We start from the raw sequence: 21,258 nt of genomic DNA, 5'->3' as shown, positions 1-21,258 counted from the left end.
GAGCACGACGGCCGCCCCGGAGCCCGGTGACCGCCTCGGTCCCCGGAACCGCCCCCGGACCCGCCTCCGGACCCGCCCCTGAGGCCGCCCCGCCGAGAGCCGGGCGCTCCCCGCTACGCCGAACGGCTGAGGCCGGGGCGCGGGCCGCGCGGGTCCGGGTGCGCGGCGGCCCGGCCCCGCCGTACGCGGGACCGGGCCGCCGCGGACTGTCCGGGGTGCCGTGGCCGGTTCAGCAGTCCTGCCACAGCCGGGTCATCACCCGTACGCCGAAGCGCAGTCCCTCCAGCGGCACCCGCTCGTCCACGCCGTGGAACAGACGGCTGTAGTCGAGGTCGTGGGGCAGCTTGAGGCCCTTGAAGCCGAAGCAGCGGATGTCCAGCTTGGTGAACGCCTTGGCGTCGGTGCCGCCGGGGTTGCAGTACGGCACGGGATGGCCGTCGGGGTCCTCGGCGCGTACGGCGGCGCACATGGCGTCGACGAGGGGGCCGTCGAAGGACGTCTCCATGGCGATGTCGTGGTTGACCCACTCCCGGGAGACCGAGGGCAGCAGCAGCGCGTCGACGGTGTCGATCAGCTCCTGCTCGTGGCCGGGCAGGAAGCGGCCGTCGACGCGGGCGGTGGCGCGGCCCGGGATCACATTGGTCTGGTAGCCCGCCGAGAACATGGTCGGGTTGGCCGAGTTGCGCAGGACCACCTGGAGGAAGTCGGCGACATGGCCCAGCTTGGCCAGCTCCGCCTCCAGGTCCTCGGCGTTCTCGGTGTCCAGGTCGACGTCGACGCCCTGGAGCCGGGCGGCCTCCTCCAGTACGGCGCGCACCGGCGCGATCAGCCGGACCGGGAAGGTGTGGCGGCCGATGCGGGTGAGGGACTCGGCGAGGTCGGTGACGGCGTTCTCGGTGTTCGGCGACGAGCCGTGCCCGGCGCGCCCGGTGGCCGTCAGCTCCATCCAGGCCATGCCGCGCTGGGCGTTCTCGATCGGGTAGAGGCGGCGGGTGTCGTCGAGGGCGTAGCTGAAGCCGCCGCCCTCCCCGATCGCCTCGGTGACGCCGGTGAACAGCTCGGGCCGGTGCTCGACCAGCCAGTGGGCGCCGAACCTGCCGCCCGCCTCCTCGTCGGCGAGGAAGGCGAGGACGATCTCGCGGACGGGCCGGGTACCGGTGCGGGCGAAGTGCCGGGCGGTGGCCAGCATGACGGCCACCGTGTCCTTCATGTCGATGGCGCCGCGGCCCCACAGGTAGCCGTCGCGGATCTCGCCGGAGAACGGCGGGACCTGCCATTCGGCGGCGTCGGCGGGTACGACGTCCAGGTGGCCGTGGACGAGCAGGGCGCCGCGGGCGGGGTCGGTGCCGGGGATGCGGGCGATGACGTTGGCGCGGCCGGGGGCGCTCTCCACCAGCTCGGAGGCGATGCCGACGTCGGCGAGGCGGGCCACGACCCAGTCGGCGCAGGCGCGCTCGTCGCTGGTGGGGTTGGAGGTGTCGAAGCGGATCAGCTCCGCGCACAGGTCGACGACTTCCCGCTGCGCCTCGTCGGAGGCGGGGACGAGGGCGGGGGCGGTGCTGGTCATGGTGCTCCTACGGGGGCCGGGCCGGAGGCGGCCGGGGTCGTGGTGCCGGTGTCGCCGGGCTGGTCCTCGACGGTGGTGGTGCCGTACGGCCGGATCCAGCCGACGAGGCCGAGGGCGGCGTAGAGGACGAAGGCGGTCAGCAGGGAGTTCAGGGCGGGGATGCCACCGTCGTAGAACTTGCCGACGCAGAACGCGGCGGCCCAGATGACCAGGGACATGGGGACCCAGGTCGGTGAGGTGGCGGGCAGGGTCCCGGCGTCGCGGGTGGCGTCGAGCGGGGCGCGCATGCGGCGCACGACCCAGTACTCGGCGACGATGATGCCGCCCACCGGCGGGATGGCGACGCCGAGCACGGACAGGAAGTCGGTGAAGTGGGTCATGATGCCGATGGCGGACAGCACGGTCCCGGCGATGCCGAGGACGATGGTGACCGCGCCGCGGTGCAGGCGCTTGGCGAAGACGACCTGGAAGAAGTTGACGACGCCGAGCGAGGAGCCGTACAGGTTCCAGTCGTTGATCTTCGCCGTGGACATCAGGACGACCAGGACGCCGAAGACGCCGGAGGTGGAGAGCACGATCTGTGAGACCTGGCCGTTGCCGACCATGTGGCCGAGCAGGACGCCGGTCAGGCCGACGATGTACTCGGAGAGGATCATCGACGAGGCGCTCTGCAGGAAGACGTGGCTGGCCTTGCGGTTGTAGCGGGTCATCTCGGGCGAGACGATCGCGCCGGTCATGTAGCCGCCCGCGATGGCGGTGGCGGCGACGGAGAGCGGGATCGCCTGGCCGGGCGCCGGGGAGTGGATCAGCTCGGACAGCGAGTGCTCGCTGAGCGCGTCGGTGACCGACCAGGCCACCATCGCGAAGAACAGCGGGGTGACGATCTTGGCGAAGACGGCCATGTAGCGGAAGCCGAAGATCACCAGGACGGTGATGGCGATGCCCGCGACCACGCACCACAGCCAGGACGGCCCGCCGACCAGCGAGGACACGCTGTCGCCGAAGATCGTGTTCTGGACGCCGAACCAGCCGACGAGGCTGATCGAGATGACCAGGCTGACCAGGGCCGAGCCGTTGCGGCCGAAGCCGGCCCAGCGGGTGAGCAGCGGGGTCGCCAGGCCCTCGCGCATCCCGGCGAGGCCGATCGCGAAGATCACCACCTCCAGGATCACCGCGCCCAGGGTGAAGGCCCAGAACGCGTCGCCGAAGGACATGCCGACGCCGATGGTGGCGCCGAGGGTGAACTGCGAGATGGAGCCGGACTGGGCGAGCCACTGGAGCAGCATGGTCCAGAAGCCGAGCCGCTTGTCGCGCGGGACGCGGGACAGGGCGTAGTCGTCGCTGCCGACGGCTCTGGCGCCGCCCTCCTGCGGGGGCGCGGCCGTGTTCTCGTGTGTGGCCATGGTCACGACTCCCTGGGGGCGTTGCCGAGGGTCTGGAGGTGGGCGAGCGGGCCGTAGCGGGCGACCAGGGCGGCGAACTCGGCCTCGTCGTGGAAGTCGAGGCGGCCGCCGCCGTACGCCTTCGCGGTCTCGACGGCGAACCGGGCCGCCGCCGCGATGTCGCCCTCGTGGCTCGCGCCCGTCTGGCAGCCGGGCACCGCCGCGGCGGAGGTCACCGCGACACCGACGACCGGGGCGGAGGTGGCCGTGGCCGGCTGGAGGATCGAATTGATGTGGTGTACACCGTTACCGTACGGGGTGATGTCCTGGGTGGTCACCGGGTACGTGACCAACGGCTCACCGGTGACCACGGCGAGCAGTTCGCCCAGCTGCTCGCTGACCCGGAGCACCCAGCCCTCCTTCACGGTGGGTGACAGGGCGAGGCCCTTGTGGTTGATGATCCGGTTGCCCTTGGTGGTGTCGATGGAGAGCACCGCCTCCATGTCGGCGGTGACCTCGTGCCGGTTCATGGTGGCGATGTCGACGGGCGAGTCCATGAACGGGACCGGGTCGTGCGGCGCGGTCGGGGCGTTCGGGCAGATGTGGGTGGCGACGACCACATCGCCGTCGAGGACGTCGCCCCGGCGGCGCATGTCGAGCAGCTTGGCGGCGGTGGCCAGCGCGGCGACGGCGCCGTCCGCGTCGGAGACCAGCCCGGTGATCTCCGGGCGGGCGCCGACGCCGCCCAGGCGGCCCACCACGCCGAGGGTGCGGGCCGTGCCGCCGCCGGCCCGGCCGTCGCGCCCGGGGATCCGCACGAGGACGAAGTCCGTCGAGCCGCGCTCGCCGGTGACGGTGGTGACCTGGGCGCCGGAGCCCTCGGGACCCGCGAAGGTGTCGAGATGGGCGGCGACGCGCTTGCCGTCGACGTCGGGGTCGTCGAGCAGCTCGACGAGGTCCAGGACGTACTTCAACATGGGCAGTTCTCCTGATCCGCACCCGGGGCGGTGCTGACAGCAGGTTCGGGATCCGTTAACGTTCTCCGCAACTGTTTCCCGTTATCTGCAATACGCGTCTGGATGGCGAGACACCTCGTCCGGCGCGGCGAGGAGACGGCAAGCGAGGGACAAGCGAGGGAGAGGAGCCGTCCGTGCCCGATCAGCCCGGTAGGCCCGGCCGGCCCGACCAGTCCGGTCAGCCCGCCGACCGCAGGACCCCGGCCGGGGCGTTGCAGACCGTGGACCGCGCCCTGCTGGTGCTGCTGGCCTTCGAGCGCTCCCGGCCCGACTGGGGGGTGACGGAGGTGGCCGGCGAGTTCGGCTGGGACACCTCGGTCGCCCAGCGGCTGCTGTCCACGCTCGCGGGCCGCGGCTTCCTGGTCTCCGACCCGGCGACCCGGCGCTACCGCATCGGCCCGGCCGCGCTGCGCCTGGGCCGGCTGTGGGAGCGTTCGGGCTCCCTGGAGCTGCTGGCCGAGCCGGTGCTCCAGGAACTGCGGGCGACGACCGGCGACACCGTGCTGTTCTGTCTGCCGGACAGCTTCCACATGCGCTGTGTGGCGGCCGTCGAGGGCGAGGAGGGGCCGCTGCGCTACTACCCGCTGGTCGGCGAGCTGTACCCGGCGCACGCGGGCGCCACCAGCAAGTCGTACTACGCCTTCCTCCCCGACGAGCAGCGCCACCGGCTGTTCCGCAGCCGCCCGATGGCGCGCTTCACCGAGCGCACGGTCACCGACCCCGACCGGCTGGAGCGCGAGTTCCGCGAGGTGCGCGCGCAGGGGTACGCCTGGACCGTGGGCGAGTACGACGCCGGGATCGGCACCGTCGCCGTGCCCGTCTTCCTCGGCGCCGAGCCCTACGGCAGCCTCAGCCTCGGCGCCGCCAAGGAGCGCTTCCCGGACGGGCCCGAGGACCGCCTCGACGCGCTGCGCCGCGCGGCCCGGCTCCTGGAGCGGCGCCTGACGCACCCGCCGCAGCACCACCGCAGACCGCGCGCCGCGCGCCCGGCCTGACCCGCACACCACCGTCGCACCCGTGTCGCACCCGCGTCGCGTCCCTTCGATGAGGAACACCCCGTGAATCTGCTGCTCCTGTCCAACTCCACCCAGTACGGCCGCGGTTACCTGGAACACGCGCTGGACACCGTGACCGGCTTCCTGCCCGCCGGGGCACGGCTGGCGTTCGTGCCGTACGCGCTCGCCGACCACGACGCGTACACCGCCAAGGTCCGCGGCGCGCTCGCGGACGCCGGGATCGAGGTGCGGGGGGTGCACGAGGGCGGCGACCCGCTCGCGCGACTGGCCGCGTCGGACGCCGTGTTCGTCGGCGGCGGGAACTCGTTCCGGCTGCTGAGCGCCCTGTACCGGACGGGACTGCGCGAGGCGCTGCGGGACGCGGTGCGCGGCGGGCTGCCGTACATGGGGGCCAGCGCGGGCACCAACATGGCCGCGCCCACGCTGCGCACCACCAACGACATGCCGATCGTGCAGCCGCCGTCGTTCGAGGCGCTGGGCCTGGTCCCCTTCCAGATCAACCCGCACTACCTGGACCCCGACCCGCGCTCCACGCACAAGGGCGAGACCCGCGAGGAGCGGCTGACGGAGTTCCTGGAGGAGAACGACGTGCCGGTCCTGGGGCTGCGCGAGGGCTCCTGGCTGCGGGTGGCGGACGGCCGCGCCGCGGTCGGGGGCGAGCGTCCGGCCCGGCTGTTTTGGCGGGGTGCGCAGCCGCGGGAGCTGGCCGTCGGGTCGGACGTCACCGAACTGCTCACGGTGGCACCGGAGTTCGACCGGCGGGCCTAGCCCGCGCACGCCGGGGCCCGGCGCCGTCGACCCCGCTTAGGTTAGGCTAAGCTAAGCGGGAGATCGGCGCGGGGCACCCTCTCCCCGCGCCCAGGGCGTACAGCTCGTGAACGGGGCGGAGATGACGGAGCCGAGTACGGCGCAGGCCGCGGGAACGACGAGGACGGCGGGGACGGCGGGGGCGGCCGCAAGGCCGGTGCCGTCCCCGGCGCCGGGCGGCCGGGACCTGCCGTGGCCCGAGGAGCTCCGGGGCCGCACGGTCGTCGTGAAGTTCGGCGGCAACGCCATGGTGGATCCGTCCCTGCACAGGACGTTCGCCCAGGACCTGGTGGAACTGCGGCACGCGGGCCTGCGGCCCGTCGTCGTGCACGGCGGCGGACCCCAGATCAGCGCCCTGCTCGACCGGCTCGGCCTGGAGGTGCGCTTCGAGGCCGGGCTGCGGGTGACGACGCCGGAGACCATGGACGTCGTCCGGATGGTGCTCACCGGCCATGTCCAGCGCGAACTGGTCGGGGCCATCAACGCCCACGGACCGTTCGCCGTGGGTCTGTCGGGCGAGGACGCCCACACGATGACCGCCGTGCGGCGCCCCGCCTGGGTGGACGGCCGGCCGGTGGACATCGGCCTGGTCGGCGATGTCGTGGCCGTGGAGGCCGCCACGATCGACACGCTGCTGGAGCAGGGCCGCATCCCCGTGGTCTCGCCCGTCGCGCGCGGCGAGGACGGCCTGGTCTACAACGTCAACGCCGATCTCGCCGCCTCGGCCCTGGCCGTGGCGCTGGGGGCGGACCGGCTGGTGGTGATGACCGACGTCGAGGGCCTGTACGCGAACTGGCCGCACGGCACCGAGGTGATCGGGCGTCTGACGGCCGGTGAGCTGGACGCGCTGCTGCCGGGGCTCGCCGCCGGGATGCTGCCCAAGATGGAGGGCTGCCTGCGCGCCGTACGGGCCGGGGTCGCCAGGGCCCAGGTCGTCGACGGCCGGGTCCCGCACGCGCTGCTGCGCGGCGTCTTCGCCGGGACTCCGTCCGGCACCACGGTGGTCCCGGACGGGATCTGACGGCACACGACACGGCGGGTGACCGCCGGACATGACAGTGGCCCCGCCCTCGGGAGGGGCCACCGCCCTGTCCGGGACGCCGGGGTGCTAGCCGCAGCGCCGCCCCGGGTAGGAGTCCGTCTCCGGTGCCCCCGCCTCGCGCATCCGGCGCAGGACCTCGGCGAGCGACGCGTCGTCCACGTCGACCGGGACATTGACGTGCCGGTCGAAGACGAGGGTCTCCCCCGCGCCCGCGCGCCAGATGATCCAGCGGGGCAGGATGTCGGGCTCCTCCCAGAGGTGGGCGTACCGCTCCAGGACGTTCGTCGGGCTGCTCACGGTTGTCCCGCTTCCGGTCAGGCGTCGGCGGCTTCGGCGAGGGAGCGGGGGCGCAGATCGGTCCAGTGGGTCTCGACGTACTCCAGGCAGGCGTCGCGGGTGGTCTCCTCCAGGGCGACCGTCCACCCTCCGGGCACCGCGGCGAAGGACGGCCAGAGCGAGTGCTGGCCCTCGTCGTTCACCAGGACCAGGAAGCGGCCCTCGGCGTCGTCGAACGGGTTGGTGCTCATGTCCGGTTTCCTCCTGGCCCGTTGGGACGGCGGGCGCCATGTCCACGGGGTGCTCGGTCGGGGATGGGTTCGGCAACAAGGGAGCCACACACTTAGGTTAGGCTCGCCTAATCGCAGCTTAACGTTCCCTCTTTCCCCTCACAAGGAGACACCGATGCGCGCAGTCGAACGGGTCCCGGACGCGGACGGCGCACAGAGCCCCTTCGCCGCGTTCGGCCTGTCCGGTACGCCCGGCACCGACGCGTTCTGGGCCGCGGCGGCTCCCGTGTCGGTGCCGTCCGGCGACGGTGGCTGGCTCACCCTGTTCCTGCGGCGCGGCGGTCCGGCGGTCGTCACGTTCGAGAGCTGGCCGGAGCCGGTGCCGCTGGCCCGGTGGCGCGACACGGACTGCTGGTACGCCCAGGTGCCGCTGCCCGCGCGGTTCCGGGCGACCTACCGCTTCGTGGTGGGCGACGCCTCCTGCGCCGATCCGCTCAACCCCGCCGGGATGGGCGGCGACCGGTCCGTGACCGCCACACCGGACGCTCCCCCGCAGCCGCACTGGCCGTCCGTCGGCGCCGACGACGTGCTGCCGCTGCCCCGTACCCGGGTCCGCTGGCCCGCCGGACGGCTGGGCGGGCGGCGGACGGTGCGGGTCCATCCGGTGGGCGGCGGCGGCCCGGTGGTCCTGCTGCTGGACGGCGACGACTGGCTGTACCTGCATCCGGCCATGGCGGCGTTCGACGCGGCCTTCGCCGCCGGTGACGTGCCTCCCGTCACGCTGGTCTTCGTGCCGTCCCGGGACCGGCTCGCCGAGTTCGGGTGCCGGCCCGAGCTGTGGGAGTCGGTGCGGGACGAGTTGCTGCCGCTGGTGGCGGAGAGCGGGGTGCCCGCCGACCCGGACCGCCTGGTGGTCGCCGGGCAGAGCCTGGGCGGGCTGAGCGCGCTGTACGCGGCGCTGGAGTTCCCGGAGCTGGTGTCCCGGGTCGCCTGCCAGTCGGGGTCGTTCTGGTGGACGCCCGGGGCCATGGAGCTGCCCGACCCGCTGGGCGGCCCGGCCGGCGGCGCGGTCGCCGCGCGGCTGCGCGAGCGGCCCGCCCCGGCCGGGCTGCGGATCGCGTTCGACCTGGGCGAGCACGAGACACGTATGCGTCCCCACTGCGAACTGGTCGAGGAGCTGACCCGGCGCTCGGGCGCGACCGTCCGGGTGTCGAGGTCGGCCTCGCACCATGACCGGGCGGGCTGGCGGCACTCCCTGCTCAGGGACGTCGCCTGGGCGCTGGGCTGACGGGCGCGGGGCCCGGGTCACCTGGTCACGGCCAGGCGGTACGCCTCGTCGGTGGCCAGCAGTTCCCGGTGGGTGCCCCGGGCGGTGACGACCCCGCCGTCCAGGACGAGGACCCGGTCGGCGGCGTCCAGCAGGGCCGGACTGGTGGTGACGACGACGGTGGTACGGCCCCGGCGCAGCCGCGCGATGTTGCGTGCGACGAGCTGCTCGGTCACGGCGTCCACCGCCGTCGTCGGGTCGTGCAGCACCAGGACGTCGCTGTCGGCGGCCAGCGCCCGTGCCAGGGACAGCCGTTGGCGCTGGCCGCCGGAGAGGTTCGAGCCCCGGTCGCGGACCTCGTGGTCGAGTCCCTCGCGGTGCAGGGCGACGACGTCGGTCAGCAGGGACGCCTCGACCGCCTCGGCCACCGTGCGGCTCGTCCCGGAGGGGTCGATGTTCGAGCGGAGGGTACCGGCGAAGATCTCGCCGTCGTACGGATTCACGAGGAGATGCTCGCGGACCGACTCGACCGACAGCTCCGCGAGCCGCCGCCCGCCGACGCGCACCGTGCCCTCGTAGGCGTCCGGCGGGACGGACAGGGCCAGGATCGAGGTCAGTTCGCCCGCGGCGCGCGACTGGTGGACCGCGATCGCCGTGAAGGAGCCCGCCGGGACCCGGAACTCCACGCCGCGCAGGGACCCGTACCGGACGCCGTCGACCTCCAGGTCCCCGCCCGGGGCCGGGTGTTCGGTGCCGGGGGTCGTCACCGGCGGCCCGGACAGCACCAGGGCCATCCGCTCCGCCGAGGCGCGCGCCATCATGACGTACTTGGGCATGTCCGAGAACAGCTTGAGCGGTTCCATGATGAACTGCGCCAGGCCGACGGCCGTGACCAGTTCCCCGATGCTGATCCGCCCGTCGAGGGCCAGCCATCCGGCGGTCAGCGTCACCGAGGCGGCGAGGGCGGCGTTCAGGCCCAGCGCGGCGCCCGCGTAGAGGCCGTTCACCCGGGCGACGGTGACCGCCTGCTGCCTGGCCTGCTGACTGACCTTCCGGTAGGACAGGAACGCCGCGTGGTTGCCGCCGAAGCCGTGCAGCGGGCGCAGGCCGGTGATCAGGTCGGCGACCTTCGCGCCCGCTCGTGCCACCCGGGCCTGCTGCTCCTTGGTGCTGGTGCCGATGCGCCGGGACATCACACTGAGCACCGAGAGGATGGCGACGGTGCCCACCAGGACGAGCAGGCCGAGCCGCAGGCTCGCCAGGCTCAGGGTGACCGCCGCGACCAGCACCGCGACCAGGGAGCTGATCAGCATGGGGACCACCTCCACGATGTCGGCGGTCTGGTCGGCGTCCTCGGTGGCGATGGTGAGCACCTCGCCGGACTTGAGGCCGGTGTCCCGGGCCACCGGCTGGAGGCCGCAGGCCGCGACCCGCACCCTCCAGCGGTGGGCCTCGGTTGTGTTGGCCTTCTGGAGGATGCGCATCCCGAAGCGCCACGACAGCGACACGGTCGTGATGATCACGGCGAGCGCCGCCACCGACAGGGCGAGCGCCGCCGTGCTCCGGTGCCGCATCGTGTGGTCGACGATCAGGCCGAGTGCGATCGGGAAGGCGGTCTCGCCCGCCTGGTACAGCCCCATCAGGAGGGTGCCCCAGGCCATCGCGCCCACGTTGCGGCGCACGGCGGTGCGGAGGATGCCGGATCCCTGGGTGCGGGACCGCTGGACGTCAGGAGTGGTCATCGAGGTGGCGGGCAATCGCTTCCGGGGTGCGCAGGGTGAACAGGTCGCGGATGGTGATCACGGGTCCGAACTCGCGGCGGAGCAGTCCGTTCAGACGGACGGCGAGCATGGAGTGCCCGCCGAGGGACACGAAGTCGCTCACCGCGCTCACCTCCTCGTCGTCCAGGTCCAGGGCCTCGGCGAAATACTCGCAGACCAGTGTCTCGGTGCCGGTCCGCGGGCGGCGCTCGCCCGCGGTGGTCAGCGCTCCGAGCGGCCGGGGCTCGGGCAGGGCCTTGGTGTCGGCCTTGCCGTTCACCGTGAGCGGGATGCGCTCGACCTCGGCGTAGTGGGTCGGCCGCAGGAAGTCCGGCAGCGCGGCGCCCACCTCGGCGGCGACGGTCGCCAGGTCGGCGCCGTCGAGCACCAGGTAGGCGGCCAGCCGGTGGGCGCCGTCGACCTGCGGGTCAGGCTGGGCGACGGCCGCGGTGAAGCGTACCGCCGGGTGGGCGGCGAACGCCGCCTCGACCTCGCCGAGTTCGACCCGGTGGCCGCGGATCTTGACCTGCTGGTCGGTGCGGCCGAGGTAGGCCAGGTTGCCGTCGGGCCGCCGGACCACGAGGTCGCCGGTGCGGTACATGCGTTCGCCGGGCCGGCCGAAGGGCGAGGCGACGAAGCGGTGCGCGGTCTGCGCGCTCTGGCCGAGGTAGCCGCGGGCGATGCCGATGCCCGAGACGTACAGCTCGCCGGGCACCCCGTCCGGCAGCGGCCGCAGCCAGGGGTCCAGCACGAACACGTCGGTGTTGTCGATCGCCACCCCCACCACCGGGTCCTGGCACTCGAAGGTGCCCACGCCCAGGGTGTTGATGGTGTACTCGGTGGGTCCGTACAGGTTGTAGCCGACGGTGCCCTCGGTGTCGGTGAGCCGCTGCCACAGGGCCGGGGTGACCGCCTCGCCGCCCAGCAGGACCAGCGCGGGACGTCGGCCGGGGGTGTCGAGCAGTCCCTCGGCCACCAGCTGCTGGGCGTACGTGGGGGTCACGTTGACGACGTCGATGCCGTGCTCACGGCAGTAGGCGGCCAGGGCGGGCGCGTCGCGGCGCAGTTCCTCGTCGCAGATGTGCACCTCGTGGCCGTCGGCGAGCCACAGCAGCTCCTCCCACGACATGTCGAAGGCGAAGGACACGGTGTGGGCGATCCGGAAGACCCGGTCGCCGTGGCCGGCCAGCACCGGACCGAAGATACGGCGCTGGTGGTTGACGAGCATGTTGGTGAGGCCGGCGTACTCGGTCACCACGCCCTTGGGCCGCCCGGTGGAGCCGGAGGTGTAGATCGTGTAGGCCGGGTGCCGCAGGCGGTGCGGGTCGTCCGGCGCGAACGTCACGAACGGCTCGGCCGGCGGGAGCGGCCGGTCGAGTTCGATCAGGTCGCCGGTGAGCCGGGGTGACACGGCGCTGACGGTGAGGGTCACGTCGGGGCGGGCGTCGGCGGTGATCGAGGCGATCCGCTCGTCGGGGTGGTCCAGCTCCAGCGGCACGTACGCGGCTCCGGTGCGCAGCACGGCGAACAGCGCCACGATCGAGTCGAGGGAGCGCGGGACCGCGAGGGCCACGGTCCGCTCGGGGCCGATGCCGCGTCCGGCGAGCACGCCCGCCAGCGCCCGGCTGCGGTCGCGGAGTTCGGCGAACGTCATGCTGCTGCCGTGCGAGACGAGCGCGGTGCGCCGCGGGGCGCGGTCGGCCGCCGCGTCGAACCGGTCGACGACGGTGTCCGTGCCGATGTCCGTGCGGACGGCCGGCTCGGGCTCGGGACCGAAGCCGCGCAGGGCGCCCACCGGTCCGCTCGCCGTGGCCAGGTCCTCCAGTACGCGCACATAGCCGTCGAGGAGGCGGCGGGCGCCGTCGCTGTCGCCGTGGCGGTGCTCCAGTTTGACCGTGAGCCGGTCGCCGGGGGTGACGACCCAGGTGAACGGGTAGTGGGTGGAGTCGTCGGAGCGTACGGCGGTGATGCCGTGGCGGGCGTTCATCTCGGCGAAGGCGTCCAGGTCCAGGAAGTTCTGGAGCACGAAGAGGTTGTCGAACAGGGTGTCGTGGCCGCCGGCCCGCTGGATCTCGCCCAGGCCGAGGTGTTCGTGCTCCATGGCCGCGACCCGGGACGCCTGGACCGCCGTCAGATAGTCCTCGACGGTGTCGTCGGGCCGGGCCCGGGTCCACATCGGCACGGTGTTGAGCAGCACCCCGACGACCTCGGCGAGTCCCTCGCCCTCGCGGCCGGAGACGGTCACGCCGAACACCGCGTCGGCGCGGCCCGTGTGGGCGGCCAGGAGCAGGCCGAACGCGCCGGTGAGGACGGAGTTCAGGGTGACGCCGTGCGCCTTGGCCGCCTCCCGGAGCAGGTCCGACTGCTCGGCGGTGAGGGTGCGCACGAGGGCGGGCGGCAGGTCCGCCGAGAGGGCGGGTGCCGGTCCGGCGAGCAGGGTCGGGCCCGTCAGCGGGGCCAGGTGCCCGGCCCAGAAGCGTTCCGCCGCGGCCTGGTCCCTGGCGGCGAGGGTCCGGGCGTGGTCCTCGAAGCCGGGGGCGGCGGGGCGGGTGTCCGGCTGTTCGCCCGCGAGGACGGCCTCGTAGGCGGCGAACAGGTCGCGCAGGACGATCGCGCGGGACCAGCCGTCCCACAGCAGCAGGTGGTAGCTGAGGAGGAGGTCGTCGCGGCCGTCGGGCCGCCGGATCACGGTCAGCCGGATCAGGGGTGGATCGGCGAGGTCGAATCCGGTGCCGCGGTCGCGCACGCACAGGTCCCGCACGTCCGCCTCGGTGGACAGTTCGACCGTGCGGACGGCCACCCGTCGGCCCGCCCTGAGGAGCTGGACCGGGTTGCCGTCGTCGTCGGTGGTGAAGCCGGCGCCGACGGCGGGGTGCCGGGCGGTCACGGCGGCCATGGCCTCGGCCAGCGCGTCGGTGTCCAGTCGCCGGTCGAAGGCGAAGTGGCTCTGGGCGACGTAGTGCCCGGACGGGCCCGCCAGTTGGGCCTGGAAGAACAGTCCGCGCTGGAGCGGGGTGACCGGTGCGGTGCGTTCGGCCGTGGCGGCGGCGTCCGCGATGCCCTTCAGGGCGTCCAGCCAGTGGGCGGTGATCTCGTCGGGGATCTCCTCGGCGAGGGTGAAGTCCGCGTGCAGGCTGCCGGTGGCCGCGTCGGTCCAGGCGTTGACCTCCACGGCGTACGGGCTGCCCTGGTCGCCGCCGGTGATGCGCGGGGCCCAGGACTCGCCGCCCCGGCCGAGGTAGTTGAGGAGCACCTGCGGGCGGGCGGTGAGCAGCGGGGCGGTCTGCGGGTTGAGGTGGCGCAGCCGGCCGTAGGCGAGGTGTCCGGCCTCGTCCGGCTGCCGCCCGGCGAGTTCGCGGGCCGCGGCGACGGGGTCGGTGTGCGCGGTGAGCCGGACGGGGGCGACGGCGGTGAACCAGCCGACCGTGCGGGTGTAGTCGTGGTCCTCGCGCACGGGGACGCGGCCGTGCCGTTCCAGGTCGATCGCGAGATCGGTGGGGGCCGGCTGGATCCGGGTCAGCGCGGTGCGCAGTGCGCCGCAGAGCAGTTCGGTGAGGGCGACGCCGAGCGCGGCGGGCGCGGTGCGCGTCACCCGGTCGCTGGTGCCGGGATCGAGGACGGCGGTGGTCTCGCGCAGCGCTCCGGTCGCGGGCAGCAGGGCGGGTGCCCGGAGGGTGTCGATCCAGTGGCCGAGGCCGGTGGTGTCGGCGGACGCCTGGACGAGTGCCTCGGCGTACTCGGCGTAGGACGTGGTCGCCGGTGCGGGTGCGCGCCCGCGCAGGGCGGCGGCCAGGTCGTCCAGCAGGATCAGCCAGGACACCGAGTCGACCGCGAGATGGTGGACGGTGACGACCAGGGTGTCGGTGGCGGGGAGCCAGGTGAACGCGGTGAGGTCGCCGGTCGCGGGGTCGAGCCGGGCGGCGGCCTCGTCGGCGGCCGCGGTGGCGTCGGCCGTGTCGGCGCGTACGACGGTGGCCTCGCGTGCGGGGCCGGTGCGCAGGCTCCACACGCCGTGCTCGGTGCTCAGCCGCAGTCCGAGGGCGGGGTGGGCGGCCAGGACGGCGTTGGCGGCGCGCTCGATGTCCGGGTGCGCGATGCCGTCGGGCACGTCCAGGGTCCTGGCCTGGGCGAACCGGTAAAGGGAGCCGCCCAGTTCGCGCTGGCGCAGGATGATGGGGGTGGGCGGCACCGGGCCGTGCTCGCGTCGCGCGGGCGCCGCGGCGGCCCGCGGGCTCCGCGGTGCGCGGGCGGCCAGCTCTCCGGCGAGTGCGCGCGGTGTCTTCAGCAGGAACACGTCGCGGGGGGTGACCGGCAGGCCGAGCGCCCTGGCCCGGTTGACGACGGTGATGGCGACGATGCTGTCGCCGCCTGCGCCGAAGAAGTCGGTGTCGGCGTCGGCGCCCGGCTGGTCCAGGGTGTCGGCGAAGATGCCGGTCAGCGCGGTCAGCGCGGAGAGTACGGAGTCGGTGGCGGCCGCCGAGGCGTCCTCGTCCGGCGCTGCGGCGGCCCGTTCCGCGAGGGCCTTGCGGTCCAGCTTGCCGTTGACGGTCAGCGGCAGGGCGTCCACCGGCAGGACGCGGCCCGGCACCATGTGCGCGGGCAGCTTCGCGGCGAGGAGTCCGGCGAGGCCGGCGGGTGCGCGGCCCACGACGTGGGCGACGAGGTGGTCCCCGCTGTCCGCGACGGTGACGGCGACGTCGGTCACCCCGTCGAGGTCCCGTACGGCGGACTCGACCTCGCCCAGCTCGATGCGGAAGCCCTTGAGCTGCACCTGGTCGTCGGCGCGGCCGGTGAACTCCAGCTCGCCGCCGAGGGTGCGGCGGGCGAGGTCGCCCGTGTGGTACATGCGGGAGCCGTCGGCCGCGAACGGGTTCGCCACGAACCGGCTCGCGGTGAGCCCCGGACGGCCCAGGTAGCCGAGGGACACCTGGTCCCCGGCCACGTAGATGGCGCCCTCCCGGCCCGGCGGCACCGGCCGGAGCCGGTCGTCGAGCAGATGGGTGACCAGGCCGGGGACCGGGCCGCCGATGGGGCTGGCGCCGTCGGAGCCGAAGTCGTCGCCGGTGAGCACCCGGTGGGTCACATGGACCGTGGTCTCGGTGATGCCGTACATGTTGACCAGTTCGGGCGTGGTGGTGCCGTGCCGCTCGGTCCAGCCGCGCAGCCGGGCGAGGTCGAGTGCCTCGCCGCCGAAGATGATCCGGCGCAGCGCCGGAAGGGGCAGGCCCGCCTGCCGGTCGGCCTCGGTGAACCGGTGGAAGGCGGAGGGCGTCTGGTTCAGCACGGTCACCCCGCGCTCGCGGACCAGCCGGTGGAAGTCGACCGGGGAGCGGGTCAACGCGTAGTCGGGGACGAGCAGTTCGCCGCCGTGCACCAGGGCGCCCCACAGCTCCCAGACCGCGAAGTCGAAGGAGTACGAGTGGAACTGCACCCATACGTCGTCCGGGCCGAAGCCCATGTCCTGGCGGGTGTTGGCGAGCAGCGCCACCACACTGGAGTGCGGGACGACGACGCCCTTGGGCCGTCCGGTGGAGCCGGACGTGTAGATGACGTAGGCGGGGTCGGAGGGGCCGGCCGCGTCAGCGGTGGAACCGGCGGCGTCGTGGGGCGGTTCGTCGCCCTGCACGAGGACGCGGGCCGCGACGCCCGCCCGCTCCAGCAGCGCCGTGAAGCGGTCCCGCTCTCCGGGGCCGACGAGGACGGCCTGCGGGGCGGCGTCGGCGAGGATGTACTCCAGGCGTTCGTCGGGGTAGGCCGTGTCCAGCGGTACATAGGCGCCGCCCGCGGAGACGATCGCGAGCAGGGCGACGACCTGTTCCACGGAGCGGGGGACGGCCACGGCGACGCGACGGCCCGGCCGGACTCCGGCCACGCGCAGGGCGGCGGCCAGGGTGTCCTTCGCCTCGGCCAGTTCGCCGTAGGTCAGTGAGCGGGTGGTGCCGTCCAGGGCGCACTGGGTGACGGCGGTGGCCGCCGGGTCGCGGAGCGCCGCGGCGTCGAACAGGGCGCCGAGGGTGGTCGGTTCGGTCGGCGCCGCGCTCCGGGTCTGACCCGGCAGCAGGTCGGCGACGGGGGTGTCCGGCCGGTCGAGGAGGCCGGTGAGGACGTGGGTGAACCCGCGCAGGATGTCCTGGGCGGCGTTCTCCCGCAGCAGTGCGGTGTCGTGGATGAGGTTGAAGCGCGGGTGCCCGTCGGGGGTCCGCTCCACGACCAGGGTCAGCGGGTAGTGCGGGGCGCCCTCGTTGGCGATGCCGGTGACGGACAGGGTGTCGCCGGGGCGGCGCAGGGCGGCGACGTCGGTCGCCACGTCGAACACCACGAGGGTGTCGAAGAGGGGGCCGGTGCCGGCCCGGCGGCCGATCCGCGCGAGCGAGACGTGCTGGTGCGCGAGGACCGCGCCCTGGTGGGCGCGCACCGCGGAGAGCAGCTCGGCCGCCGTGGTCCCCTCGTCCCACCGGGCCCGCAGCGGGACGGTGTTGATGAAGAGTCCGATCATGTCGCCGATGCCGGGGACGTCCGCGTCGCGGCCGGAGACGGTGGAGCCGAACACCACGTCGCCGGTGTGCAGGAGGCCGCCCAGGGTCAGTGCCCAGGCGCTGTGCACGGCCACGCTCAGCGTGGCTCCGGCGGCCCGTGCGGCCGCGTCGATGTCCTGCGGCAGCCGCACGGAGGTGTCGGCGAACCGGCCCGAGGGGGTGTGGTCCGCCGCGACCAGCGAGGGGCCGGGCAGCCCGGCCAGTTCGGCGTCCCACACCCGGTCGCTCTCGTCGGCGTCGCGTCCGGCGAGCCAGGCGACGTAGTCGGCGTAGCCGCCCGCCGGATACACGGTGCCGGGCGCGTGGTACTCGGCGAGCAGGGTGCGGAGCATGGGCGGCACGGACCAGCCGTCGGCGATGATGTGGTGCACGGTCTGCACCAGCACGTCGCGGCCGGCCGCCGCGTCGCGGAACAGCGTGTACCGCATCAACGGGCCGGTGGCCAGGTCGAATCCGGCGCGGCGGTCCTGCTCGGCGTGGTCGCGGATCTCCGCGTCGGTGATGCCGGGCCGGTCGAGCACGGTGAACGGCGCGTGGGCCCCGCTCTCCAGGACGGAGACGACGCGGCCGTCGGAGAGCGCGGTGAACCGCGCGGCCAGGTTGGGGTGCAGGGCGAGCAGCCGGGTGGCCGCGGCGGCGAGCCGGTCGGCGTCGGCTTCGCCCTCCAGGGTCAGCACCTGCTGTTCGACGTAGCTGCCGGTGGAGTCGTCGTCGAAGACCGAGTGGAAGTACAGGCCCTCCTGGAGCGGGGTCAGGGGCAGGATGTCGCGCAGCGCGGGGCCGTCCAGGGCGTCGACGTCGGCCTGGGTGAGCCGCACCAGCGGGAAGTCGCTGGGCGAGTGGCCGCCGCCGTCCAGCGCGGCGAGCCCGGCGAGGGCCGTACGGAGGTAGCCGCCGATCGTGTCGATGTCGGTGCCGGTGAACATGCCGTCGGGCCAGGTGAGGGTGGTGACCAGTTCGTACTCGCCACCGGCGGCGGGTTCGGCGATCGCGTTGAACTCCAGGACGCGGGGCAGGCGCATGCCCGGGTCGCGCTTCTCGCCCAGGTGCCCGGTGGCCGCGGTCAGTTGCCAGTCCCCGGAGGCGCCCGCGTCGAAGCGGCCCAGGTAGTTGAAGAGGACCTGGGGTGCGGGGGCGGTGAAGGAGGCGTCGGCCAGGTGGCGCAGGGCGCCGTAGGAGAGACCGTTGCCCGGCACCCGGGCGAGGTCCTCCTTGACCGCCTTGAGCGCGGCGGCGAGGTAGCCGGGGTCGGTGAGGTCGTCGGCCGGGCCGGGGTCGACGGTCACGGGGAACAGTGTGGTGAACCAGCCGACGGTGCGCGACAGTTCGGGTTCGACGCCGGTGGCGGCGGCGACATGGCGGCCCTCGCGGCCGTGGCCCTCCAGTTCGATGTGCGCGAACGTCTGGTCCTGGCCCCGGTCGCGGCGCCACCGGGCGAGGGTGACGGCGAGCGCGGTCAGCAGGACGTCGTTGACGCCCGCGTGGAACCGCGCCGGGACCTCGCCCAGCAGGGCGGCGGTGATGCCGGCGCCGACCGTGACGGTCCGGGACCTCTCCCGTGCGACGGTGTCGGCCCCGGACAGCGCCCGTCTGCCGAGCGGGGCGTCGGGTCCCGGCAGGGGACGCTCGTAGTACGCGCGGTCCCGGTCGAAGTCCGCGCTCTCCAGCAGTTGTGTCCAGCGCCGGAACGAGGTGCCCACCGGGGGCAGTTCGACGGGTTCGCCCGCGGCGCACCGGCGCCATGCCGTGGCCAGGTCGTCCATCAGGACCCGCCAGGACACACCGTCGACGACCACGTGGTGGACGACGAGGACCAGTTGGCGTGCCGCGCGGCGCCAGACGGCCCGCAGCATGACCCCGCCGTCCGGGTCCAGTCCGCCGGTGGCGAGGGCCACGCACTCCTCCAGCGGCCGGTCGCTCTCCTCCCAGTCGGCCCGTGCCGTGGCGGCCTCCGGGATGTCGAAGCTCCAGCGTTCGCCGCGTACGAGGCGGGCGCGCAGCATGTCGTGGCGGGCGACGACGGCGGTGAGGACGGTGTCGAGGGCGTCGGCGGTGAGCTGTGCCGGGGTGTTCAGCACGACCGACTGCACGAAGCCGTCGACCGCGTCGGTGGTCCGGCCGAGCCACTGGACGATGGGCGACCCGGTGACGGGGCCGGTCGGTACGTCGTCGTGGTCCATGCCGGTGAGGTCCTCGCGGCCGGCCACCGCGGCCAGCGCGCCCAGGACGCTGTGGGCGAAGATCTGCCCGGCGGTGACGTAGAGACCGGCGTCGCGCAGCGCGCTCAGCAGCGAGATGGCGAGGATGCTGTCGCCGCCGAGCTGGAAGAAGTCCTGGTCGACGCCGACCTCCTCCAGCCGCAGCAGCGAGGCGACGGCCGCGCACACCGTCCGCTCCTCGTCGGTGACGGGACGGACGGAGGGGCCGGTGGCGATCTCGGGCTCGGGCAGCGCGCGCCGGTCCAGCTTGCCGTTGGGGGTGAGCGGGAACTCCGGCAGGACGACGATGTGGGCGGGCACCATGTACTCCACCAGGTGCCCGGCGGCCCAGGACCTGACCTCGGCCGCCCGCAGTCCTTCGTGCCCGGCGGCCGGGATCACATAGCCGACGAGGTAGGTGCCGCCCGCGCTGTTCTTCCTGGCGACGACGCAGGTGTGCCGTACGCCGGGGTGTTCGGCGAGACCGGCCTCGACGTCCTCCAGTTCGAGCCGCATGCCGCGGATCTTGACCTGGTTGTCGGCCCGGCCGAGGAAGTCCAGTGATCCGTCCGGGGCGAACCGCGCGAGGTCGCCGGTGCGGTACAGCCGGGACCCGTCGTCCGCGAAGGGGTTGGCGACGAAGCGGGTCGCGGTCAGGCCGGGCGCGTTGACGTACCCGCGGCCCAGCAGGAAGCCGCCGACGTAGAGTTCGCCGCCGACGCCGACCGGGACCGGGCGCAGTTCGTCGTCCAGGACGTACAGCTGGGTGTTGGGGTTGGCCCTGCCGATGGAGGTAGACAGGCGTTCCGCCGCGCCCCGGTAGATGACGTGGGAGACGCCGATGGTGGTCTCGGCCGGTCCGTAGCCGTGGTACATGGGGATGTCGAGCCGGGTGCGGAACCGTTCGTACAGCTCCGGGGTGAGCACCTCGCCGCCGCACCACACGTGTCGCAGGCTGTCCAGCCGCCCGGAGTCACCGGCGATCTCCAGCAGGACGTCCAGCATGGACGACACGAGGTAGGTGAAGGTGACGCGCTGTCCGGCGATCACGCTCAGCAGGTGGTGCGGGTCGCGTTCGCCGCCCGGCCGCAGGACCACCAGTCTGCCGCCGCACACCAGGGGCAGGAAGATCTCGTTGACGGAGATGTCGAAGGACAGCGGTGCCTTGAACAGCGAGGCGTCGTCGTGGCCGAAGCCGAGGATCTCGCCGGACTGCCACAGCAGGCGCTCGCTGATCGCCTCGTGCCGGATCATCGCGCCCTTGGGGCGGCCGGTCGAACCGGAGGTGAAGATGACGTAGGCCAGGGCCCCGCCGGGGATGGTGATCCGGGGTGCCTCGTCGGGGTGGGAGCCGTGGCGCCAGTCGTCGAGGCCGACGGCGACGGCGGGGGGTTCGGTGCCGTCGTGCTCGCCGGAGGCGTTGAGCTGCACCACGACCTGTGCGTCGGCGATGACGACGGCGCGGCGCGCGGCGGGCCACTGCGGATCGAGCGGGACGAACGCGCAGCCCGCCTGGAGCACGCCGAGCAGGCCGATCACCATGTCCGCCGAGCGCTCCAGCGAGATGCCGACCACCTGTTCCGCGGTGAGTCCGCGGGCGATCAGATGGTGGGCCAGCTGGGCCGACAGGCGTGCCGCCTCGCGATAGGTCAGCGACCGGTGTCCGTCGACGACGGCGACGGCGTCCGGCCTGAGCCGCGCCTGTTCGCGGAACATCTCGACGATGGTCGGCCGGACCCGTTCGGCGGCGGTGTCGTTCCACGCGGCGAGGGTCTTCAGCCGCTCGGCCGTCCCGGACGGGCCGATGGAGCCGAGGGGCCGGTCCGGGAAGTCGGCCAGGTCGTCCAGCGCGAGCTGCGCCCGGGGCGCAGGCACGCCCTCGGGGAGGGCGACGCGCATCCCGTCCGGGGCCTCGTCCACCTCCCAGCCGTGCGGGGCGCCGCCGCCGTTGCGGACCCAGCCGAGCACATCGGCGAAGAGGGTGCCGGGGGCGAGGTCGATGCCGTCCGGGCCGCGGTCCGTCGCCCAGTACGACAGTGCGACGGCACATGCCTCGGCGATGGTCCGGTCGGAGTGTTCGCCGATGCGCCGGCGTACGTCGGCCAGACGCGCGGAGGAGATCTGCACGAGACGAGCGCTCGGTTCCATCATCGAAGTCTCA

General features: G+C 73.8%; 11 protein-coding genes. 4 read left to right on the top strand and 7 right to left on the bottom strand.

Translation table 11 applies throughout. The annotated features are described in order from the left end of the window. Window positions 1-229: 229 nt before the first annotated feature. From ACWDYF_RS28065 to ACWDYF_RS28055, 3 genes are read right to left on the bottom strand one after another with little or no spacing between them, the layout of a single operon-like run. Window positions 230-1,567, bottom strand: a complete 1,338-nt coding sequence (locus ACWDYF_RS28065) for a M20/M25/M40 family metallo-hydrolase (protein WP_389469234.1) — start codon at window positions 1,565-1,567, stop codon at window positions 230-232. After that, window positions 1,564-2,970 (bottom strand): cytosine permease, encoded by a 1,407-nt coding sequence (locus ACWDYF_RS28060; protein ID WP_389469231.1) that lies wholly within the window; start codon window positions 2,968-2,970, stop codon window positions 1,564-1,566. Before ACWDYF_RS28060 ends, ACWDYF_RS28065 begins: the two co-directional genes overlap by 4 nt. Before the next feature lie 2 nt (window positions 2,971-2,972). Then, complete coding sequence (locus ACWDYF_RS28055) at window positions 2,973-3,926, bottom strand: DUF1177 domain-containing protein (protein WP_381744492.1); 954 nt, start codon at window positions 3,924-3,926, stop codon at window positions 2,973-2,975. A gap of 173 nt (window positions 3,927-4,099) precedes the next feature. Here ACWDYF_RS28055 and ACWDYF_RS28050 point away from each other — a divergent pair, with 173 nt between their 5' ends. From ACWDYF_RS28050 to argB, 3 genes are all read left to right on the top strand, one after another. Then, window positions 4,100-4,960, top strand: coding sequence for an IclR family transcriptional regulator (locus ACWDYF_RS28050; protein ID WP_389469223.1), 861 nt, complete (start codon window positions 4,100-4,102; stop codon window positions 4,958-4,960). A 63-nt stretch (window positions 4,961-5,023) separates the two neighbouring features. Next, entirely contained in the window at window positions 5,024-5,749 is a 726-nt protein-coding gene (pepE, locus tag ACWDYF_RS28045; RefSeq protein WP_389469220.1) for a dipeptidase PepE, read from the top strand. Window positions 5,750-5,870: 121 nt separating this feature from the next. Next, window positions 5,871-6,809: an acetylglutamate kinase gene (argB, locus tag ACWDYF_RS28040; protein WP_389469218.1), complete on the top strand. Its 939-nt coding sequence runs from the start codon at window positions 5,871-5,873 to the stop codon at window positions 6,807-6,809. Window positions 6,810-6,896: 87 nt separating this feature from the next. On the opposite strand, the gene ACWDYF_RS28035 is transcribed toward argB, so the two are convergent. Together ACWDYF_RS28035 and ACWDYF_RS28030 are read right to left on the bottom strand one after the other, a co-directional pair. Further along, window positions 6,897-7,127, bottom strand: a complete 231-nt coding sequence (locus ACWDYF_RS28035; protein WP_018567757.1) for a hypothetical protein — start codon at window positions 7,125-7,127, stop codon at window positions 6,897-6,899. 17 nt (window positions 7,128-7,144) lie between these two features. Further along, complete coding sequence (locus tag ACWDYF_RS28030) at window positions 7,145-7,357, bottom strand: MbtH family protein (RefSeq protein WP_018567756.1); 213 nt, start codon at window positions 7,355-7,357, stop codon at window positions 7,145-7,147. A gap of 154 nt (window positions 7,358-7,511) precedes the next feature. On the opposite strand from ACWDYF_RS28030, the gene ACWDYF_RS28025 reads away from it, so the two are divergent. Then, on the top strand, window positions 7,512-8,624 hold the full coding sequence (locus ACWDYF_RS28025) for an alpha/beta fold hydrolase (protein WP_389469214.1): 1,113 nt from the start codon (window positions 7,512-7,514) through the stop codon (window positions 8,622-8,624). A gap of 17 nt (window positions 8,625-8,641) precedes the next feature. Here ACWDYF_RS28025 and ACWDYF_RS28020 read toward each other — a convergent pair whose 3' ends face one another. Further along, the gene (locus ACWDYF_RS28020) at window positions 8,642-10,345 is read right to left on the bottom strand and encodes an ABC transporter ATP-binding protein (RefSeq protein WP_389469211.1); all 1,704 of its coding nucleotides are present in this window, start codon (window positions 10,343-10,345) and stop codon (window positions 8,642-8,644) included. Then, window positions 10,332-21,248, bottom strand: a complete 10,917-nt coding sequence (locus tag ACWDYF_RS28015) for an amino acid adenylation domain-containing protein (RefSeq protein WP_389469208.1) — start codon at window positions 21,246-21,248, stop codon at window positions 10,332-10,334. The genes ACWDYF_RS28020 and ACWDYF_RS28015 overlap by 14 nt, the downstream gene beginning before the upstream one ends. Between the last annotated feature and the right edge of the window lie 10 nt (window positions 21,249-21,258).

Source organism: Streptomyces sp. NPDC003284, assembly GCF_053589675.1.
Note: the sequence above shows the minus strand (reverse complement) of the source record. Positions and strands in the feature narration are given on the sequence as shown.

Coding starts and splice junctions, on each gene's coding strand:
- ACWDYF_RS28060 (WP_389469231.1), bottom strand. CDS start 2,970: ATGGCCACACACGAGAACACGGCCGCGCCCCCGCAGGAGGGCGGCGCC.
- ACWDYF_RS28015 (WP_389469208.1), bottom strand. CDS start 21,248: ATGATGGAACCGAGCGCTCGTCTCGTGCAGATCTCCTCCGCGCGTCTG.
- ACWDYF_RS28055 (WP_381744492.1), bottom strand. CDS start 3,926: ATGTTGAAGTACGTCCTGGACCTCGTCGAGCTGCTCGACGACCCCGAC.
- argB (WP_389469218.1), top strand. CDS start 5,871: ATGACGGAGCCGAGTACGGCGCAGGCCGCGGGAACGACGAGGACGGCG.
- ACWDYF_RS28025 (WP_389469214.1), top strand. CDS start 7,512: ATGCGCGCAGTCGAACGGGTCCCGGACGCGGACGGCGCACAGAGCCCC.
- ACWDYF_RS28065 (WP_389469234.1), bottom strand. CDS start 1,567: ATGACCAGCACCGCCCCCGCCCTCGTCCCCGCCTCCGACGAGGCGCAG.
- ACWDYF_RS28030 (WP_018567756.1), bottom strand. CDS start 7,357: ATGAGCACCAACCCGTTCGACGACGCCGAGGGCCGCTTCCTGGTCCTG.
- ACWDYF_RS28020 (WP_389469211.1), bottom strand. CDS start 10,345: ATGACCACTCCTGACGTCCAGCGGTCCCGCACCCAGGGATCCGGCATC.